General features: G+C 61.7%; 20 protein-coding genes. 10 read left to right on the forward strand and 10 right to left on the reverse strand.

What is annotated here, in order from left to right; all coding sequences use genetic code 11:
- Positions 1-150: 150 nt before the first annotated feature.
- The 4 genes from Q1A87_RS17785 to Q1A87_RS17800 all read right to left on the reverse strand — a co-directional run bounded on the left by Q1A87_RS17785 (position 151) and on the right by Q1A87_RS17800 (position 6,008).
- Positions 151-1,116 carry a hypothetical protein gene (locus tag Q1A87_RS17785; RefSeq protein ID WP_299654363.1) on the reverse strand — a complete coding sequence of 322 codons (966 nt, stop codon included), beginning with the start codon at positions 1,114-1,116 and terminating at the stop codon, positions 151-153.
- Between the two features lie 53 nt (positions 1,117-1,169).
- Complete coding sequence (locus Q1A87_RS17790) at positions 1,170-3,890, reverse strand: hypothetical protein (RefSeq protein WP_299654366.1); 2,721 nt, start codon at positions 3,888-3,890, stop codon at positions 1,170-1,172.
- Positions 3,887-4,615 (reverse strand): hypothetical protein, encoded by a 729-nt coding sequence (locus Q1A87_RS17795; RefSeq protein WP_299654369.1) that lies wholly within the window; start codon positions 4,613-4,615, stop codon positions 3,887-3,889. Before Q1A87_RS17795 ends, Q1A87_RS17790 begins: the two co-directional genes overlap by 4 nt.
- Before the next feature lie 880 nt (positions 4,616-5,495).
- Entirely contained in the window at positions 5,496-6,008 is a 513-nt protein-coding gene (locus tag Q1A87_RS17800) for a hypothetical protein (RefSeq protein WP_299654372.1), read from the reverse strand.
- A gap of 267 nt (positions 6,009-6,275) precedes the next feature.
- Here Q1A87_RS17800 and Q1A87_RS17805 point away from each other — a divergent pair, with 267 nt between their 5' ends.
- From Q1A87_RS17805 to Q1A87_RS17820, 4 genes are all read left to right on the forward strand, one after another.
- Positions 6,276-6,404 (forward strand): hypothetical protein, encoded by a 129-nt coding sequence (locus Q1A87_RS17805; protein ID WP_299654375.1) that lies wholly within the window; start codon positions 6,276-6,278, stop codon positions 6,402-6,404.
- Between the two features lie 187 nt (positions 6,405-6,591).
- Positions 6,592-6,738 carry a hypothetical protein gene (locus tag Q1A87_RS17810; RefSeq protein WP_299654378.1) on the forward strand — a complete coding sequence of 49 codons (147 nt, stop codon included), beginning with the start codon at positions 6,592-6,594 and terminating at the stop codon, positions 6,736-6,738.
- On the forward strand, positions 6,735-7,049 hold the full coding sequence (locus Q1A87_RS17815) for a hypothetical protein (protein WP_299654381.1): 315 nt from the start codon (positions 6,735-6,737) through the stop codon (positions 7,047-7,049). The genes Q1A87_RS17810 and Q1A87_RS17815 overlap by 4 nt, the downstream gene beginning before the upstream one ends.
- An 80-nt stretch (positions 7,050-7,129) precedes the next feature.
- Positions 7,130-7,954 (forward strand): ArdC-like ssDNA-binding domain-containing protein, encoded by an 825-nt coding sequence (locus tag Q1A87_RS17820; protein WP_299654384.1) that lies wholly within the window; start codon positions 7,130-7,132, stop codon positions 7,952-7,954.
- A gap of 14 nt (positions 7,955-7,968) precedes the next feature.
- Here the strand turns inward: Q1A87_RS17820 and Q1A87_RS17825 are convergent, their stop codons facing one another.
- The 3 genes from Q1A87_RS17825 to Q1A87_RS17835 form a co-directional block, all read right to left on the reverse strand.
- On the reverse strand, positions 7,969-8,793 hold the full coding sequence (locus Q1A87_RS17825; RefSeq protein ID WP_299654387.1) for a zincin-like metallopeptidase domain-containing protein: 825 nt from the start codon (positions 8,791-8,793) through the stop codon (positions 7,969-7,971).
- 80 nt (positions 8,794-8,873) lie between these two features.
- Entirely contained in the window at positions 8,874-9,182 is a 309-nt protein-coding gene (locus Q1A87_RS17830) for a hypothetical protein (protein WP_299654390.1), read from the reverse strand.
- 138 nt (positions 9,183-9,320) lie between these two features.
- The gene (locus tag Q1A87_RS17835) at positions 9,321-9,449 is read right to left on the reverse strand and encodes a hypothetical protein (protein WP_299654393.1); all 129 of its coding nucleotides are present in this window, start codon (positions 9,447-9,449) and stop codon (positions 9,321-9,323) included.
- A 289-nt stretch (positions 9,450-9,738) separates the two neighbouring features.
- On the opposite strand from Q1A87_RS17835, the gene Q1A87_RS17840 reads away from it, so the two are divergent.
- Together Q1A87_RS17840 and Q1A87_RS17845 are read left to right on the forward strand one after the other, a co-directional pair.
- Positions 9,739-10,263, forward strand: a complete 525-nt coding sequence (locus tag Q1A87_RS17840; RefSeq protein ID WP_299654396.1) for a hypothetical protein — start codon at positions 9,739-9,741, stop codon at positions 10,261-10,263.
- Between the two features lie 196 nt (positions 10,264-10,459).
- Positions 10,460-11,164 (forward strand): hypothetical protein, encoded by a 705-nt coding sequence (locus Q1A87_RS17845; RefSeq protein ID WP_299654399.1) that lies wholly within the window; start codon positions 10,460-10,462, stop codon positions 11,162-11,164.
- A 109-nt stretch (positions 11,165-11,273) separates the two neighbouring features.
- Here the strand turns inward: Q1A87_RS17845 and Q1A87_RS17850 are convergent, their stop codons facing one another.
- The gene (locus tag Q1A87_RS17850) at positions 11,274-11,564 is read right to left on the reverse strand and encodes a hypothetical protein (protein WP_299654402.1); all 291 of its coding nucleotides are present in this window, start codon (positions 11,562-11,564) and stop codon (positions 11,274-11,276) included.
- Positions 11,561-12,127, reverse strand: coding sequence for a hypothetical protein (locus tag Q1A87_RS17855; RefSeq protein WP_299654405.1), 567 nt, complete (start codon positions 12,125-12,127; stop codon positions 11,561-11,563). The genes Q1A87_RS17850 and Q1A87_RS17855 overlap by 4 nt, the downstream gene beginning before the upstream one ends.
- 239 nt (positions 12,128-12,366) lie before the next feature.
- Between Q1A87_RS17855 and Q1A87_RS17860 the strand changes: the two genes are divergently transcribed.
- Together Q1A87_RS17860 and Q1A87_RS17865 are read left to right on the forward strand one after the other, a co-directional pair.
- Entirely contained in the window at positions 12,367-13,476 is a 1,110-nt protein-coding gene (locus Q1A87_RS17860) for a dsDNA nuclease domain-containing protein (protein WP_299654408.1), read from the forward strand.
- Positions 13,477-13,523: 47 nt separating this feature from the next.
- Positions 13,524-15,218 (forward strand): hypothetical protein, encoded by a 1,695-nt coding sequence (locus Q1A87_RS17865; RefSeq protein WP_299654411.1) that lies wholly within the window; start codon positions 13,524-13,526, stop codon positions 15,216-15,218.
- Positions 15,219-15,442: 224 nt separating this feature from the next.
- Here Q1A87_RS17865 and Q1A87_RS17870 read toward each other — a convergent pair whose 3' ends face one another.
- On the reverse strand, positions 15,443-16,039 hold the full coding sequence (locus tag Q1A87_RS17870; RefSeq protein ID WP_299654414.1) for a recombinase family protein: 597 nt from the start codon (positions 16,037-16,039) through the stop codon (positions 15,443-15,445).
- A 316-nt stretch (positions 16,040-16,355) separates the two neighbouring features.
- Here Q1A87_RS17870 and Q1A87_RS17875 point away from each other — a divergent pair, with 316 nt between their 5' ends.
- Positions 16,356-16,667, forward strand: coding sequence for an AbrB/MazE/SpoVT family DNA-binding domain-containing protein (locus tag Q1A87_RS17875; protein WP_299654417.1), 312 nt, complete (start codon positions 16,356-16,358; stop codon positions 16,665-16,667).
- Positions 16,664-17,050: a type II toxin-antitoxin system VapC family toxin gene (locus Q1A87_RS17880; protein ID WP_299654420.1), complete on the forward strand. Its 387-nt coding sequence runs from the start codon at positions 16,664-16,666 to the stop codon at positions 17,048-17,050. The genes Q1A87_RS17875 and Q1A87_RS17880 overlap by 4 nt, the downstream gene beginning before the upstream one ends.
- Positions 17,051-17,238: the final 188 nt, after the last annotated feature.

The raw sequence follows: 17,238 nt of genomic DNA on the forward strand, positions 1-17,238 counted from the left end.
ACAGAGATGTTCGACGCCATCGGTGCGATCTGTGATCTCTACGACCCGCAGGAGTGCTGGAACGACTTCACTGCTGCAGGATACGCCTCGGGTTAAGGCCGAAACGCTTTAAAGCGCCAGGTTCAGGGTCCCGGCGCGCGCACCGCTTCGTCAGGGGTCCTGTTCTTGCTCCGGCGCATCCTTGTCGCCGGTCTCGCCATGCGAACGACCGCTGAGGAACAGCGCTTCCAGCCAGAGCGTCGAGACGATAATCAGGATCGTGATCCACATACCCAGAAGATCGTCTTCCGCGAGCCGGTCGAACCAGCTCGACTGGACGATCTGGCCGGGCAGACCGTAGGTGATAATCTCAAGCTCGTTCGACAGCGCGACCGCGCTGGCCGAAATGATGCCGTCCTGTGGCAGCGAAAGCGTCAGGTAGACCTGCGAGGTGCCGGTGCTGCGCCCAAGCCGCGCGGCATCACCGGCCGAAAGCTCCTGTTCCGAGGTGGGGCGGTAATCCCGCAGCTCGCCGCTGCCGCCGCTGAGCCAGGCCATGACATCGCTCCGGAAGCTCGGCGACAGCAGGCTGACGTTCCCGGCAAACAGCCCCGCCGTGCGGGGATGGCTCGACGGCCCGAGCGCCTGGCCGATCACCAGATCGTCCACCCGCAGCGCGAGCCAGCGCGCCTGGGCCGCACCCACGGGACCGACCACGAAGGTCACGGCACCCGGGTTGCATTGCGCCCCGGTGTCCGAGGGCTGGGCAAAGCTGTCGAACCCGTTGCCGGTCGACTGCGGCACCCAGCGGTTGAGGCAGCCTTCGGTCTGATCGCCCAGCATCTGCAGCCGCAGGACGAAACGCCCGCCATCGAGCGATTGCAGGACGAACGCGGTGGCGGTGCCGATCTGCAGGAGACCGTCCTGGCGGCGGCAGGTTGGGCCGTTGCAGGTCTCCACATCCGCCAACGGGATCTGGACCGCATCGCCGGGCCGGTCCGGGCGGAGCGTGAAAGAAACGATCGCCGTCGTCGCCGACACCCGGATCAGCGAGGACCGCTCGATCACCCGGTCCACCAGCAGCGGCAGGATCAGGATGACCAGGAAGATCCCCAGCAGCAGGCCCGGATTGCGCATGATCCCCGCGATCCTGCCGGTCAGCCGCACCGATCTGAACACGCTTATCCCCTTCATCGCCCGATCAGATCCTCCGGCGCATAGGTGGCGACCAGCGTGCCATCGGCCGCCACCAACCGCACGGTCCCGAGCGTGGCCTTGAGCACGAACTGGCCGCCTTCGACCGCCCGCACATGCGGATCCCGAAGATCGGAGACGAAGACCCAGTCCTTGGCCCGGTTGGAAATGCCGTTGGCCTCCATCACCTGCCGCGCCAGCGCGGCGTCGACGGGCAGGCTTGTCGGTTCAGGCACATCGGCGACATTCAGCAGGTCGATGACCTCGCCGGCATTGTCGGGCTGCCAGAACAGCGCCTGCCGGAGATCGGTGCGCACGATCTTGCCTTTGCCGTCGGGAACCACCTGCCAGAAATGGCTGCCATATGTGTCGATCCGCACCCCGGCCCGGCCTTCGGCCGGACGGCCCACGATGATCAGGCGCTTGTCGGCCCAGCTCTGCGCCATGCGGAACGCCCCGTCCGAAAAGGACAGATCGGGGAGCCGCGAGACGATGCGCAGCGTCTCCGGCAGGCGGGCGAGCCCGATCTCTGCCAGATCGGAGACCACCCCGGTCGCCTGCGACAGCACCATGTCCGACGGGCCCAGCGGCAGATGGGTCAGGATGTTCTCGGCCAGTACGTCGTGGAACGGCGTGCCCGGGCGGCCGAGGTAGAGTTCGACTAGCGCCGCGCGGCGTTCGGCCGTGCCGAGCAGGTCGGGCAGGGTATCGGCCCCGAAAACGTCGCTGCGCTGCGAGGCGGTGTAATCGAGATTGCCGGCCATGTGGCGCTCCTCGGCCTGCAGACTCCGCGCCAGCGTGGCCCGGGCGCCTTCGGGGTCGGCCCCGTCCCGGATGCGCAAAAGCGCGGCGGTGAAGAGGTTGAGCTCGGCCGTCGTCGCCCGCAGATCCTCCTGCCAGGCCAGCCGGTTGGCCTGATCCTCGTAGAACACCACCGGGTCGGGCGAACCGGCGCAGAGGTCGTAGAACCGGAACGATGCGCCCCAGGACCCCCATTTCCAGCCTGCGCCATCTGGATGCGGCGCAAGCACGCGCTCTTCCCAGCAGGTGTTCGGCACATGCCCGTCCGACAGCCGCGGCTTGCAGTCGTAGGTCTCGTCGAGCACCGTCACCGACACGCTCCCCAGATCGGCGCCGACCGACACCAGGTATTCGCTCCACCCGTTCTCGACCCCCGACATGGCGCGGAAATGCGCCTGTTCGCGGTCGATGGACAGCAGATGCGTGATCGTCAGCGGCTCGATATGATAGGCGCCTTCGCCCTCGCCCGCGAAGCCCTTCGGCAGGGCCGCGACCATGGCGCACCAGTCCCGGCCATAGATCCGCGACGCGGTTTCGCAGACCGGCGGACGCGGCGCATCGCAGAGATCGGGCGTGGGCGTTGCCGCGATGCCGAGCGCCGCCAGGTCCTCGCCGGTCTCGCCGGCCACCTGCTTGCCGCGATCCCCGGGCCCGAAGGGCGCATAGGTCCCGTCCCACTTGCGCATCACCGCATCCGGCAGGACGGCGCCGGCCTCGATCATCAGGCGGGCGATCTCCCTCCGTTCCTCCAGCGGCACGGTTTCCATCCGGACCACGGAATTCAGCGGGCGCATCACGCGCGGGCTCCAGTAGATGGTCCGGTCGAGCTCCTGATAGGTGTTGGGCGAGGCACCGGCCGCCAGCAGCAGCTTCACCGCCGCCGCGTTTTCGGTGCGGAAGGCCGAAATCAGCAGGGCCTCACCGTCGTAATGCGCGCTTGGCACCAGCCCGTTCGGATCGAGCCCGCGGGTCAGTTCGGCCGCGAACCATTCCAGCAGCAGCGGATCCTCGCGCGCGGCGCGGAACAGCGACATCAGCGCGGTTTCCTCAGCCCCGGGCATCTGCAGAGCGAGCGCCTCCAGGACGGTCTCGGGCGCCATCCCGGCGTGGCGGTAGAGGGTCAGCGCGTTGGCATCCCGCGCCGCGATCGCATCGACCAGACCCCGCGGCGTGAAGGAATAGCCGAGCTGGGTCAGCGCCGTCCGCGCCGCGGCCGGGTCATCGACCTCGGGCGCATCGGTGATGTTGAGCCCGTTGCCCCAAAGGCGCTGCATCTCGACCACGGGCAGGGCATTGGCGCCACCCGGACGGCTCTCGACCACCATGGCCACCCGGTGACCGTTCGCAACCACGCTCGACCCCGACCACCCGTCCCGCACTTCGGTTCCGTCCGCCGTGCTCAGCCCGATAAAGCGCCCGGCCCCCTCCGCCGGTACCATCCCGGCGGCGGCATCCAGCTCGACCGGCACGTCCGCCGCCCGCGTGCGCGGGGCGAGACGGGTGAGCCAGAGCCCGGGCATGCGTTCGGTGACGGCATCGGCCGGATCGAAGGGGCAGCCCAGATTGCGCCCCAGCCGCAGCACCGCGAGGTCGATATCCGGTGCCGGATAGGACAGCGCCGGCAACAGGAAAGCGGCCGCCTCGGCCCCCTGTCCCGGCCCGCGCACATAGATCTCGTTCGCCGGCTCCTGGCCGAACTGGCTCTGGATCACGTGATAGGGTGTCACGATCCGGCAGGGCCGTCCGTCCAGGGTCCAGTCGCCAAAGGCCCAGCCCTGTCCGATAGTCTCGATCCCTCCGTCCACACCGATGACCGACACCTCGATGATATCCGACCGCGCCGCGACCGCTTGCTGCGCTCGGCACCAGACCGGCGCGCAGGCGAGGACGCAACAGAGAACGACAAGGCGTATCACCGGGCCGGCTCGCCCGGGAATCTCACGTTTATCCAGATGCGCGTCACCGTGCCATCGCTGTCCTCGATGGCGAGAAAGGCGCGGTGGTTTGGCGCGAAGGTCTCCTCGGGAAGCGGGCAGACCGCGTTGAACGCCACGCCCTCGCCTTCGGGAAACCGCACGCAGGGCTCGGTCGCGACAGGCTCTCTCTGGCCCGCGGCAAGGACCAAAACTTTCGCCGCCTGGGTATCGATATGGACCACGGCCAGATAGGAAGCGCCTTCCGAACCGATGGCGCGGATCAATGGCCGTTCGGGGGCGCCGATTTCGGGGAGGCTATTGCAGGTGTCGCGCAGAAGCGCCGAGGTAAGAAAGGTGTTGGCTTCGTAGCGCTCGAGAATGTCGCGGTGTTCACTCTCGGGAAATTCTCGGTCCACCCAGCCGGGCGCGCCATTGATCCGAAATTCCTGCGAGCCGTGATAGAGGTCATTCAGGGTTATGTAGCGCAGGCACAATTCCCGATCCTCGGGGAGGTATATGCTGATGCCGTCGACAAAGCCGGCGAACCCCTTGTAAAAGAGATCGTCCTCGACGATGCCCTTGATCGGATCTAGCGGCGCATTGACCTTTGCCGTGTTATCTAGGCTATCCTGAAAGGCGCGCAATTCGGTGAGAACCGGCTCGGCGAAAATTGCGGCCGGAGCTACGGTGGCCAGAAATGCTGTCAGGGCAATGCGAAAAGACATGGCATGATGGATCCGGTCGGGATTGTTACTGTTGGAACAATCTGCCTCAGAATCTGTAGGCCGCCAATAGGCAAAGCCGAAAACTACATCCATCCCGGGTTTACACACTCACGACTGATCCAATCGGGTCCGTTGAATTGAGCGTCGGGGAACGAAATGCGGATTCGGAGACCGTCGGTCGACGGCCGTGTGAAGACTCGGGGCAGGTCAACCCCGAAACGACGTTCTCCCAAAGGATCAACCGCAGTATCTTGTTCTGACGTGGCCGCCGCAGGCCGACCTCTGAGGAAAATGTTCCCATCAGATTCTCGAAATTAGAGTTTTACACAGCCTCGGCCCGGATCCCATGCGACCGCATTCTTCCGTTCGGCGGAACGGGCGGAACGGGCGGAACCGCTTCAGGCGGAAAAGCCGGCACGGCGCGTTGGCTGTGCTGCACAAATGGAGAAGGAATCATCTCGTGAATTCAGCATTCTAGCTTGGAAGCATGAGTAGACCTCCGAAGACGGCCTACAAGACCACCAATTGGCAAGGGAGTGCCCGCAAACAGTGTTGGTCAGCTACGCGCGCTGAGCCGCCAAATAACGCCGACCAAATCGCATCCGCAGCGTAGGTCCGGAAGGTCTGCACCCCAACCAGTGAGACCAAGTGCAGCGAATGTACGGTTCGGAGCCCGGCAGTTCGGGTCGGATTGAACGACGGCTTTGAAGAAAATCGCTGCACTGCCAAACTGGCGACGCTGCGGAGGCGAACGGTTTCTGCGCTTGCATCCGTTGCGCGTGCGAAAGTCTGCAAAGTCCGCGGAGTGAACCTTCCAATACGGCGCAGCGAACGGCTACTTCCGCGCCTGATCGCTACCCCGCATTCAGCGCGTACCACGCTACCTCAGCGACCCCCGCCACCGGTCCGCAACCAGCCGCAGATGCGGGCAGGCGCTGACCAGATCGACGGCCTCGCGCAGCGTCGGCAGATACATCCGCACGATCGGATCGCCGGCCGAGCTTAGACGTCCCTTCGACATCGCGAAGCGGTGCGTGACCTGGGCGAGATAGTCGCTCGTCCGGCGGTTCACCGGATCGTCCCGCTTCCCCTCCGCAGCAACCACCAGCCGGACGGAATAATGCTCGCCGCCGATGTCGGCCGGCGGGGCGGGGAAGTCGTCCGCCGTCACCCCGACGAGCCGGAGCTGAAGGCAGCTCAGGACCAGCCGGCAGGCATCGGCCAGGTCCTCGATGTAGACGAAGGTGACGGCGTTGTAGGGCTGAACGTAATGCCCGCCTCGGAGCCGCGCGAGATAGGGCGGCAGGTAGCGGTAGGCCGTGGGCTCGGCCGCAAGCCGCACCGCGAAGCAATGCGGCGCATACTCGTGGCGGCGTGGTTGTCGGGTGCCCATGCCTGAGAACAATAGAAGAACATCAACCGGGGCAAGCGGTGCCGCCGCGTCTCCGCTTTGAGCGGCGCGCCCGGCCGCGCCCGTACCGCCCGAGAGAGAAGAGCAGGCTTCTTTCAGGGTGAGTGTCCGGGATCGGAGAGACCTGAACCGCGACACGCGAGACCGGCCGGGCAGCGTCCCAGCCCCGGCCGAGGCCGAGCCTGTCGAGCAGGCTCAAGGGCGCGAAAAGACGCCCCACCGGGACCCCACCAGCAACCTCGAAAGGGGGTGAGACCAACGGAAACTTTCGATGACTACATCGCAGCGCGCCGGCCCGAGGCCTGGGCGCTGCTGAGGAAGGGCGGCCTCTCTGGCCAGATCGCCCGCGCCTTCCTCCTCCAGCACGGCACCGTCTGACGACAGCCCCCGCCGCAGCCCCTCGCGGGGCTGCGGCACCTCTACCGCATCCGGCGCCCCGGCGCCAAGAGACATGGAGGCCCTCAAGCCCGACTTCACCTGACACAAGCATCCCGTCCTCGCCGTACCCTGCGGCGAATGCCGCGCCGCCGCCGGCGCATGGTGCAGGCGCCCAAGCGGCCACCGCGTGGCCGACCTGCACCTGTCCCGCCGCATGGCCGCGGATCACACCTTCGTCACGCAGCACGGTCCCGACGCGACGATCCGCTTCGACGCCGATCTCGGTCGCTGGCAGGTCGAGGCCGCCGAGTTCTGCGCGGCCGCCCTGCCATGACGATCGCGGACTGGCTGATGACAGCCTTCGCGATCCGGCGTCGCCGTATTTCAGCAGCGAGATACGCCGCCGAGGCCCGGTATATGCGCGCGTTCCCGATGGACGAGATCGACGTGGAGATGGACATGCAGATCCTCGAACACGTCCTGGCGCTCCTGAAGGGGCCGCACCATTACGCGACCGGGTTCGAGCGGCCGCACCGAGGCGCGCGGGGCACAGCGCCGCAGACCCCGATCATCGTGGCGCTGTCGAACCGCGTCGCGCGGCTGCGCGCGGTGGGCGTCGGCGGCAATTTCCCCCCGTCCGACTGATCCCAAGGCTCCCGGTCCCGAGAGGGCGAGGGGGCCTTTTTTCGTGGTGGATTTTCACCACGGAGAAAGGACCCGGACCGATGGCCACCAAGCAGAAACTCGATCCCGCCGCGGAGATAACTGACGAGATCATCGCCCTACTGGAGAAGGGTACGATGCCGTGGCGGCAGCCGTGGCGGATCGCCGGCGGCGGCGTGCTCCTGCGCCACAACGGCGAACGCTACAAAGGCATCAACGCCTTCCTGCTCGGCCTGCGCGCAACGATGATGGGCTACAGCTCGCCCTACTGGATGACGTTTGCGCAGGCCAAGGCTCTCGATGCGAGTGTCCGCCGCGGAGAGCGGTCCTCCATCGTCGTCTACTACGGCACCGCCAAGAAACGTGGCGCGGAAGGGAGCGATGCGGGTGGTGACGCCGGTGGCGAGGACGAGGGCCGGGAGGGCGGCGGCAGCTACCGCTTCCTGAAGTCCTACCGCGTGTTCCACGTCAGCCAGATCGAGGGGCTCGACGCGTCCTACCATCCCGAACCGGAAGGCGATCCGGCCGACGGCCCGACGATGGTCCCTGACGCCCAAGCGTTCTTCGACGCGATCGATATCGACGTGCGCTACGGCGGAGATCGTGCGTGCTACGTCCCGTCTGTCGATCAGGTTTGGATGCCACCGCTTTCCCGGTTCGAGAGCGCGGGCGGATTCATGTCCACCCTGACCCATGAGCTTTCCCACGCCACGAAGGCGAAGCACCGTCTCGATCGCAGCTTCGGCGTCTCCAGCTTCGGCAACGAGGCATACGCGAAGGAGGAGTTGGTCGCATCCGTCAGTGAAGTGCTGATGGGTCAGCGCATGGGGTTCTATGCCGATCACATCGACAATCACGCGGCCTATATCTCGTCGTGGATCAAGTAATGACGAGCTCGTCATTACTTCAGCCAACTTGAAATGTAAGCCGCGTGGTTCTCGATATGGTCGGCGGCGAAACCGAGGCGCTGACCTCCGATCACCGCCGCCAGCTCCACACAGAGTTCCTCCTTCGAATAGGCCTCGTTGCCGAAGCTGGAAACGCCGAAGCTGCGATCGAGCCGGTCTTTCGCTTTCGTCCAATGCCCGAGTTCATGAAAAAGCGTCGAATAATGGCTGCTTGCGCTCTCGAACCGAACCAGCGGCGGCATGTGGATGCGGTCGAGAGACGGAATGTAACAGGCCCGATCGCCGCCGATGACGACATCCGCGTCGATCGCGTCGAAGAACGCCTCGACCTCGGGGATCGGCTCGGGACCGTCGCTCGGATCGCCCTCGGGCTCGGGATGGTAGGACGCATCCAGCCCGTCGATCTGGCTGACATGAAACACGCGGTAGGACTTCAGGAAGCGGTAGCTGCCGCCGCCCTCCCGGCCCTCGTCCTCGCCACCGGCGTCACCACCCGCATCGCTCCCTTCCGCGCCACGTTTCTTGGCGGTGCCGTAGTAGACGACGATGGAGGACCGCTCTCCGCGGCGGACACTCGCATCGAGAGCCTTGGCCTGCGCAAACGTCATCCAGTAGGGCGAGCTGTAGCCCATCATCGTCGCGCGCAGGCCGAGCAGGAAGGCGTTGATGCCCTGGTAGCGTTCGCCGTTGTGGCGCAGCGGCACGCCGCCGCCCGCGATCTTCCACGGCTGCCGCCAGGGGATCGTGCCCTTCTCCAGCAGGGCGATGATCTCGTTGGTGATCTCCGTGGCGGGATCGAGTTTCTGCGTCGTGGCCATCGGTCCGGGTCCTTTCTCCGGGGTGAAAATCCACCACAAAAAAAGGCCCCCTCGCCCTCTCGGGACCGGGAGCCTTCGGATCAGCCGGACGGGGGGAGATTGCCGCCCGCGCCCGCCGCGCGCAGCCGCGTCACGCGGTTTGACAGCGCCACGATGATCGGCGTCTGCGGGGCCGCGCCGCGCGCGCCCCGGTGGGGCTGCTCGAAGCCGGAGCGACGATGATGCGGCGGGCTCTTCAACAGCGCGACGACGTGTTCGAGGAGCTGCACGTCCATCTCGACGTCGATCTCGCCCACCGGGAACGCCCGCATGTGCCGGGCTTCGGCGGCGTACTTCGCGGCCGACAGCCGGCGCCGGTCGATCGCGTCGGCCAGCTCCAGCCAGTCCATGATCGTCCTGATATGGCGAGGACGGGATGCTTGTGTCGGGTGAAGTCGGGCTTGAGGGCCTCCATTCTGCTTGGCGCCGCAGCGCCGGATGCGGTATGGGTGCCGCAGCCCCGCGAGGGGCTGCGGCGGGGGCTGTCGTCAGACGGTCCCGTGCTGGAGGAGGAAGGCGCGGGCGATCTGGCCGGACAGGCCGCCCTTCCTCAGCAGCGCCCAAGCCTCGGGCCGGCGCGCTGCGATGAAGTCATCGAAGGTCTTCGTTGGTCTCACCCCCTTTCGGAGTTGCTGGTGGGGTCCCGTTGGGGCGTCTTTTCGCGCCCTTGAGCCTGCGCGGGCACGCTCGGCCTCGGCCGGGGCTGGGACGCCGCCCGGCCGGTCTCGGATGTCGCGGTTCGGATCGTGGTCCGGCCTCGCCGTGGGGCACCGCTCCCGTCTCTCCCTCCCGGACATTCACCCTGAAAGAAGCCAGCTTTTCCCTCTCCCGCGGTGCCGGATCAGCCGGGCGCGCGGGTTGAGACGGGACGCGGCGGCACCGCTTGCCCCGGCGGATGTTCATCTATTGTTCTCGGCTATGGGCACCCGCAGACCACGCCGCCACGAATACGCGCCGCATTGCTTCGCGGTGCGCCTCGCGGCCGAGCCCACGGCCTACCGTTACCTGCCGCCCTATCTTGCGCGGCTCCGGGGCGGGCATCACGTCCAGCCCTACAACGCCGTCACCTTCGTCTTCGTCGAGGACTTGGCCGATGCTTGCCGGCTGGTGCTGTACTGCCTTCAACTCCGCCTGATCGGGGTGACGGCGGACGACTTCCCCGCGCCACCCGCCGACATCGGCGGCGAGCATTATTCGGTCCGGCTGGTGATCGCGGTGGAGGGCAAGCGGGGCGATCCGGCGAACCGGCGGACGAGCGAGTACCTTGCGGGGGTCACGCACCGCTTCGCGATGTCGAAGGGCCGCCTCAGCTCGGCCGGCGATCCGATCGTGCGGATGCACCTGCCGACGCTGCGCGAGGCCGTCGATCTGGTTCGTGCCTGCCCGCATCTCCGGCTCGCCGCAGACGAGTGGCGAGGGTCGCTCAGGTAGAGCGGAGCGTGGAAATCACGTGAAGCCGCCGTTCGCTGCGCTGTGTATGAACTCGAAAAACGCGGGGACAAAGTGTGAATTCGCTGCGCTCGCACCGATGTACGCTTCGGGAAATGGGATGTGGCCATAAAACTTGATTCTGCCTGCCGTTTGTGTAGACTAAAACGATATTTTAATCTATTTTGAGGGTATTAATATGGCCGATATTATTAATGCCTATTACAACATCAGCGTTCGTCAGGCGGAGGACATTTCGGGGGATGAACCCCGACTCGTTCTGGCATTTATTACCAAACAGGGGAACAATTTTATCGTTAGTGCTCAAAGCACAGGGGAACTGGCATCTGGGCTTGACGATGGACCGGACCTCATTAACCTAAATTTACCTAACCGTGGGCGGGGAAGCCCTGGGACCGTTAGCGGAAAGATCGTTTCCGACAACGCACCGACGGTTGAAGAGCCGTTCTTTGCTTTGATCGCTGTAGCCTTTGATGGTGACAAGTCTTTCGACAGTCATCGAGAGAGGCACAGGGCGCGATTCGAGGCCTCGATCCAAGAGGCCATCACTGAAATTGCTAATCAACCGGGTGGTTTCCCAGCCAACATCGACACCGGCACACTGGGCGGCACACTGCCTGCTGAGTGGCAGAACGTTGTCGAGACGATGCGCGACGCGGCGAATGTTGCTATGCAACGACACTGGCTAATCCGCGATCGCGACGACGCAATCGGGCTGCCCACTTGCAATATATTCAGTGATCTTGGCAACGAGTTCCACTCTTCAGGATTCGCGGACGACAACGGCGGGTTCCGATACAAGAAGCACTTCCAGTCCATTTTTGGCTCGGATGGCTCCCTCTACAATGTAAACTGGTCGCTAACTGCCAACGTCAACGTGTAGAGATGCCTACGAGAACCAGACGTTCGTTCACAAGGCAGCATCCGTGACTTTGGGCTCTATCTGGACCTTCGCCACGTCGACCAAGAATATCCGCTTCGCAATTGCAGCCTCAGTCGATCGCCTCAAACGCGACGCCGCTTCCGTCACTGAAGTATTCGACGTAGCGATTGAACACGGTTTGAAACTCGGTCCGCGCCCGCATGGCCTCGTCGTTGAGGCAGTTCAGGTAGTCCTCGGTGCCGTCGATGTAGTCCTGGTACTGCTCGCCGATCAGCGCGCGCAGCTCGGGATCGTCCTCGGGCGGCGCATAGGGCTCTTCGGGCGGCAGGCATCCGACCTGGGCCGCGGCCACGGTCGGCGTCGTCATCATGACCGCCATCAGGATCGCGGCGCGGATCAATCCGTGTAGCGTACGCGGATGCGCGAGGCGCGTCCGGTGTCGAACCGCTGCCAGCCCTGCGAGTATTCCTGATCCGTCCCCGGCTCGAGTGTCAGGTTGACCCGGAAGTCCCGGCGCTCGGGGGCGGTCTTGTTGGTGTAGCTCGTCACCGTATTGCCGCCCTCGGGCGTCCAGCCGTTCCGCTGGTAGGCGCTATCGTAGCAGAACGTGTTGACCGTCTGGCTCCAGTAGCCGTCATCGGCGCCGGTGGTCCGGTGGTAGAGTTGCTTGCCCTCCGGACATTCCCACCCCGAGGGCGAAGTCACGTCTTCGAACGCGTAGTCGATGTCGTAGGCGTCGTATTCCGCCCCGTTCGACATGGCGCAGAACCCGATGGGGGATTTGCCGTCGCGCAAGCGATCCCGCATGTGATCGAGAGCATCGCCGCAGCCGGACGGAAACCCGGCGGGCAGGCACAGGAGCAGCTTGCAGTCCATGTCGTAGTCTGCGGCCGAAGCGGTGGACGGGGCGATGCTGACGAGGGCGGCGATCGCGGCGGAGCGGGTGCGGTCCATTCTGGTCATGTCATCTCCGAGAAGGTGCGACGGGAGGGGATCTGACCGGATTCTATCACAGGGAAACGAACCGTGAATCCGCAAAATGCGCGAAGAACGAGAACGGCCCATTCCGGACCTTGGACATAACACGAAGTGCTGCAGTGCAGCTTCTTCGCTGAGGGAACGGCTGAGGAACGCGGATGCTCGTCCTCAGTTGGCTCATACGGTTGAATGAGCCCCGGGACCCCTGACATGGGGTTCGGCTCTTGCCACAGTTGTATTTTTCAGAAATTGTTCCTGCTAGTTGTCGGATTTTTGAAAGTAAAACTTTGTCCAGTCTTAAGCAAAAGCTTGCAACGACTAAACCGCGTGAAGACAGCGGAGCGCCAACGGCCGGCCGCTATCATTTCCAAGCTCTTTGCGGACTAGTATTAGTGTTAGAGCGGCATAAGCTAGATGGTGATTATGCACTAGTTTTTGAGTTTCACGATGACATCGCAATATTTGATGATTCAATTAATCCGCAGAAAGTCAAGTTCTATCAAGTAAAGTCCAAGAAGAATGGACATTGGACCACAGCGGCTTTGACAAAGCGTGAAACAGAATTTTCATACCTCGGAAAAATGTACCAAAACGTCGTCGTGTTTAGCGGTAGCGTGGAGTCGAGCACATTCCTAATTAATGCCCCCGCCAAATTTGCTCCAGGCGATAAGCAAAGTTTCTGCCTATCAGAGTGCGCCGACGTCGATCTAGAAAGTATAATCCAAAAACTCAAGAAAGAGTTCTCAGACGAAGATACAATCAGAAGCGAACTCCTTTGGGTCGAAAAATCCGACTTAAGCCTGGATGATGCAGATACCCATGCCAAGGGCAAGCTTGAAGCCTTTGTTGTCGAACGTCTGGGGGAAGTCGAATTCTCACTGTCTGCGCTCTTCAAGGCGGTGTCAGAGGAATGCACATCCAAAGCGCGTGCGACAAAGATTGACTTGGCAGACTACGACGATGTCGTAGCTCAACGTGGAATAACTCGCCAAGACACAGAAGGGTGGCTGCAAACTGTGTCTGCTACCGTTGATTGTCCAAAGTGGGAAGAAATCGCCCCTGATATCAACTTGCCTGCACCACAAAAGATACGTTTAAGGCGTGAGTGGAATGCATATCGCGTTGCCGTTCTCAATCCTAATGAAGCGGTACGAAAGGTTAGGCGAATGATCGCAGACCATCTCTACGACCTTGGTGGAACCGGCGTGGATTTGAACGGCCTCCTGGCGAATGCATTCGCAGCGCTAGAAGGCAATGCACGTGCAGAACTAATAATGGCTTCAGATGAACGTATTAAGGCTATGATATTATATGAAGCGTATTCAATCGAATAAATTGGAGAACTATAAATCTCTAATAAGAAATCTGAGGACGAAGCAGCATGAAAAAGCTGAAATTCAAAAGACTTTGGCTGCTGTCAAGTCAAGAAAAGAAGGCCAGAGTTGAAGATTTCGGCCAAGCGATAACCGCCGTCGTGGCAGACAACGACTTTGGGAAATCGAGCTTAGTAAAATCGCTTTACACCTCTTTCGGCGCGGACCCGTCGCGCACGCCAGAAGCTTGGAAGAATGCAAATGTTGAAACACTTCTAGAATTTGAAATCGACGATAGAGATTACTTCATTCTTAGGCAGGCAGGACGTTTCGCTTTATTTGACTATTCGGGCTCCTTACTTTGGACAGCGAGTTCCATCGTTAGGGATCTGGGGCCAAAAATCGGCGAGCTGCTCGATTTCGAAATTGTGACAAAACTAAAGGGAGGCAAAAATACGGTGCCTCCACCGGCATTTTGCTTCCTCCCCTTCTACCTTGATCAGGAGAAGGGGTGGGTAGACACATGGGCTTCGTTTTCGGGTTTGGAGATGGTGAGTAGTTACAAAGATGATATTGCACGCTATCATACCGGAATCCGCCCTAAAGAGTTTTACCGTGCGAAAGCTGTGCGCGATGAAGCGGCAGCTGAACGCAATGAACTAGCCCAGGAACGTACGGCTCTGTCCAAAGCGAAGAAGCGCTTTAGTGAAAAGCGCAAAAAAGTGGGCATTGCACTAGATGTTGGTACGTTCGAGGACAGGATCAAAGCGCTCTTGAAGGAACAAAACGCGCTACAGTCGAGCTACGATGAAGTTCGGGGCGAAATTGGGCAACTCCAGGCGCAAAGAACTGCTTCACAAGAAGAGGTAGAAATTGCGGCGAAGGTGCTTTCAGAACTTGATGCAGATGTCAAATTCTCGCAAAAACTAAGCGAAGCTGAAATCGTATGTCCAGTTTGCAGCACTGTTCATGAGAATGACTTTGCCAATAGGTTTGGTCTTCACAATGATGCAGAGGCTTGTCGCATTATTCTTGTCGAGGCGAGGACTAATGTCCAGAAGCTTGATAAAGATATTGATGAAAAATTTAGAGCGGTACCAGCACTGCAGACTCGCATTGGGCGAATTCAAGAAATTTTGGAGGAAACGCGAGGGGAGGTTAAACTCGGTGATATGCTGCGAGATGAAAGCGAGCGGATCGTCGATGATACCTTTGAGCAAGAGGAGCGTTCAATTGACGGTGATATAGGGGTGTTGAATGATAAAATTCTAGAAGCAAAGAAAGAGATGAACTCTTTCGACCAGAAAAAGCATAAAGATAGAATTATAAAATTCTACTCAGGAAAGCTTCGCGAATTCTGCACGAAGCTTGGAGTCGAAAATGTTCCTACGAATATGTGGGGTGACATTCGTCCAACGATTAGAGAGACGGGCAATAGAGCTCCGCGTCTTCTCCTGGCTTACAACTATGCAATTCTACACACTGTTCGCGAATTTTCGACGTCATGCTTCTGCCCAATAGTCGTTGACACGCCTCTTCAGCAAGACCCTGATCCGCAGAATTCTGAAAGAATGATCAAGTTTGCGCTTGAGGAGCGCCCACTAGGAAGCCAACTGGTACTGGCTACCGGTAGTTTACATGGCGTCGAGTTTTCTGGGCGCGAGATCAATCCAGAAGCCAAGGAGCAACTCCTACGAGCAGATCAATATGAGGTTGTCCGAGAGCATATGTTGCCGTTTATGAACGCGGTCTTAGAGGATTGAAGGTTTCCATTCGTTCAGATTTTATGATTTATATATTCCGCCTCTTTCGTAAAAGAGTATTTCCCGCCTTTCCTCTCCTTCAACTCGCACGTCCAGCGTATGTCGGCTCTCCGCCCTCTCTACTAAATGCCGCGCAAGCGAGACGTGGTACGATGCACCCCCGGCGAAAGCCCGCTTTTTCCCGTTCTGCCGACCATCCAGTGTCATGCAGCGAACGACGGCTATTAGACTTTGATGTCCTTGCCAGCACTCTGGCCAGACACGCGTTGCAGAACCCGGTAGACAGTCGGGCGCGAGACGTCGAAGACCTCGGCGAGGTCGCTGATCGAATGATCGCCCGCGTCGTACATCCGGCGCAGCTCCGCCTGGCGCCGGTCCGACAGCTTCGGTTTCTTGCCCTTCAGCTTTCCTTTGGCGCGGGCGACGGCCATGCCCTCGCGGGTTCGCATCCGGATTAGGTCGGCCTCGAACTCGGCGAAGGTGGCGAGGATGTTGAAGAACATCTTTCCCATCGGGTCGCTCGGGTCGTGGACGCTGACTCCGAGGGCGAGCTTAACGTCGCGCGCCTCGAGCTCGGCCGCGATGGCGCGGGCATCAGGAACGGAGCGCGCTAGGCGGTCGAGCTTCGGCACAACGAACGTGTCGCCCTCTCGCACCGCCGCCAGGGCTTGGGCCAGACCCGGCCGCTCCCGGTTCGCCCCGGTCAAGCCGTGGTCGGTGTAGATGCGATCCTCCGCGACGCCTAGATTGACCAAGGCCGCCCGCTGCGCCGCGAGATCCTGCTTGTCGGTCGAACACCGGGCGTAGCCGATCCGGGTCATGCTTGGTTTCCTCTGCGATGGTGCCCGAACGAGCCTCGGTCCCGCTTCGTGTAACGCACAGCGCCCCATCAATGATACTATCATCGTACCATCTATGTGAGACAGCGACCGGCCCCATGTTTACAGGTCATCCAGCAGTCGAAGCCGCCCGCCTTCCAAGCGTCCGGTGAGCAATCCTCTTACGGACATCGAAAAAAACACGGAGCACGGTATTTGCCCTTACCGAGCCATATCGGCCTGCCATGTTACTAGCAAATTTTGGTTCATTGGTGTAAGTATGCCAAGATCCAAATAACGTCTGGGAAGGCAAGATGGCATGGACGTGCGCATTGCATCCAACGGTCGCCTGATCCTCCCGCGGCAAGCGCGCGAGGCCATGGGTTTGTCCGGTGATACCAAGGTGTCGCTCGAAATCGAAGGAGACATGGTGCGCTTGTCTCCCCTAAGCCACCGCGTGCGCCGTGCGCGAGAGATGTACCGCGACGCAATCACGGCGCCGCGCACGACCGAGGATTTTCTGCGTGATCGTCGTGCGGAGGCCGATCTGGAAGAGGATAGGGTGAAAGGGCGTACCAATGACGGTGCCGGTCACGACGTAGGTACCAATGTGGCGAAGGGTTCGGAGTGAGCGACGTCGTCCTTGACGCTTCTGCCGTGCTGGCCATGCTGCGTGACGAGCCGGGCGGCGATGTCGTGGCAGGATATATCGGGCGGGCGACGATTTCTGCAGTGAACCTGCAGGAGGTGGCCAAGGAGATGGTCCGGGAAGGGGCCGACATCGAACGCATCCAACCCATCCTGGATGAGCTGGGTTTCGACGTGCGATCCCACGATGCGGACGCGGCCTATGCTGCGGCAGCGCTGTACGAGCCGACCAGACGGTACGGGCGAGGCCTCGGCGACCGGACCTGCATGTCCCTAGGGGTGCAGCTTGGCGTGCCGGTGCTGACAGCGGACCGGGAATGGCGGAACGTCGAAGTGAAGGGGTTACAGTTGGAGTACGTGCGGTGAGAAGCGGGGGCTGCGCTCGGCACGCCTGAGCCAGCTCATGACGATGATTGTCTGAACGCGAGACCGGGCACGCGTTAGGCACGGCATTCTGGCGCGCACGAAGGGGACGCATTTGCCAAGCGTGGATACGATTGGTTCAATGACGGGTTCAGGATGACCGAGCAGCGGCCAGCCGAAATCGATTACAA

This window comes from uncultured Jannaschia sp. (assembly GCF_947494055.1).
GTDB lineage: Bacteria > Pseudomonadota > Alphaproteobacteria > Rhodobacterales > Rhodobacteraceae > Jannaschia.

Excerpts from the sequence above, each read along its gene's own strand:
- Q1A87_RS17785 (WP_299654363.1), bottom strand. The coding sequence starts at position 1,116 with ATGCGCAATCCGGGCCTGCTGCTGGGGATCTTCCTGGTCATCCTGATC.
- Q1A87_RS17795 (WP_299654369.1), bottom strand. The coding sequence starts at position 4,615 with ATGTCTTTTCGCATTGCCCTGACAGCATTTCTGGCCACCGTAGCTCCG.
- Q1A87_RS17800 (WP_299654372.1), bottom strand. The coding sequence starts at position 6,008 with ATGGGCACCCGACAACCACGCCGCCACGAGTATGCGCCGCATTGCTTC.
- Q1A87_RS17815 (WP_299654381.1), top strand. The coding sequence starts at position 6,735 with ATGACGATCGCGGACTGGCTGATGACAGCCTTCGCGATCCGGCGTCGC.
- Q1A87_RS17820 (WP_299654384.1), top strand. The coding sequence starts at position 7,130 with ATGGCCACCAAGCAGAAACTCGATCCCGCCGCGGAGATAACTGACGAG.
- Q1A87_RS17825 (WP_299654387.1), bottom strand. The coding sequence starts at position 8,793 with ATGGCCACGACGCAGAAACTCGATCCCGCCACGGAGATCACCAACGAG.
- Q1A87_RS17830 (WP_299654390.1), bottom strand. The coding sequence starts at position 9,182 with ATGGACTGGCTGGAGCTGGCCGACGCGATCGACCGGCGCCGGCTGTCG.
- Q1A87_RS17845 (WP_299654399.1), top strand. The coding sequence starts at position 10,460 with ATGGCCGATATTATTAATGCCTATTACAACATCAGCGTTCGTCAGGCG.
- Q1A87_RS17855 (WP_299654405.1), bottom strand. The coding sequence starts at position 12,127 with ATGACCAGAATGGACCGCACCCGCTCCGCCGCGATCGCCGCCCTCGTC.
- Q1A87_RS17865 (WP_299654411.1), top strand. The coding sequence starts at position 13,524 with ATGAAAAAGCTGAAATTCAAAAGACTTTGGCTGCTGTCAAGTCAAGAA.
- Q1A87_RS17870 (WP_299654414.1), bottom strand. The coding sequence starts at position 16,039 with ATGACCCGGATCGGCTACGCCCGGTGTTCGACCGACAAGCAGGATCTC.
- Q1A87_RS17875 (WP_299654417.1), top strand. The coding sequence starts at position 16,356 with ATGGACGTGCGCATTGCATCCAACGGTCGCCTGATCCTCCCGCGGCAA.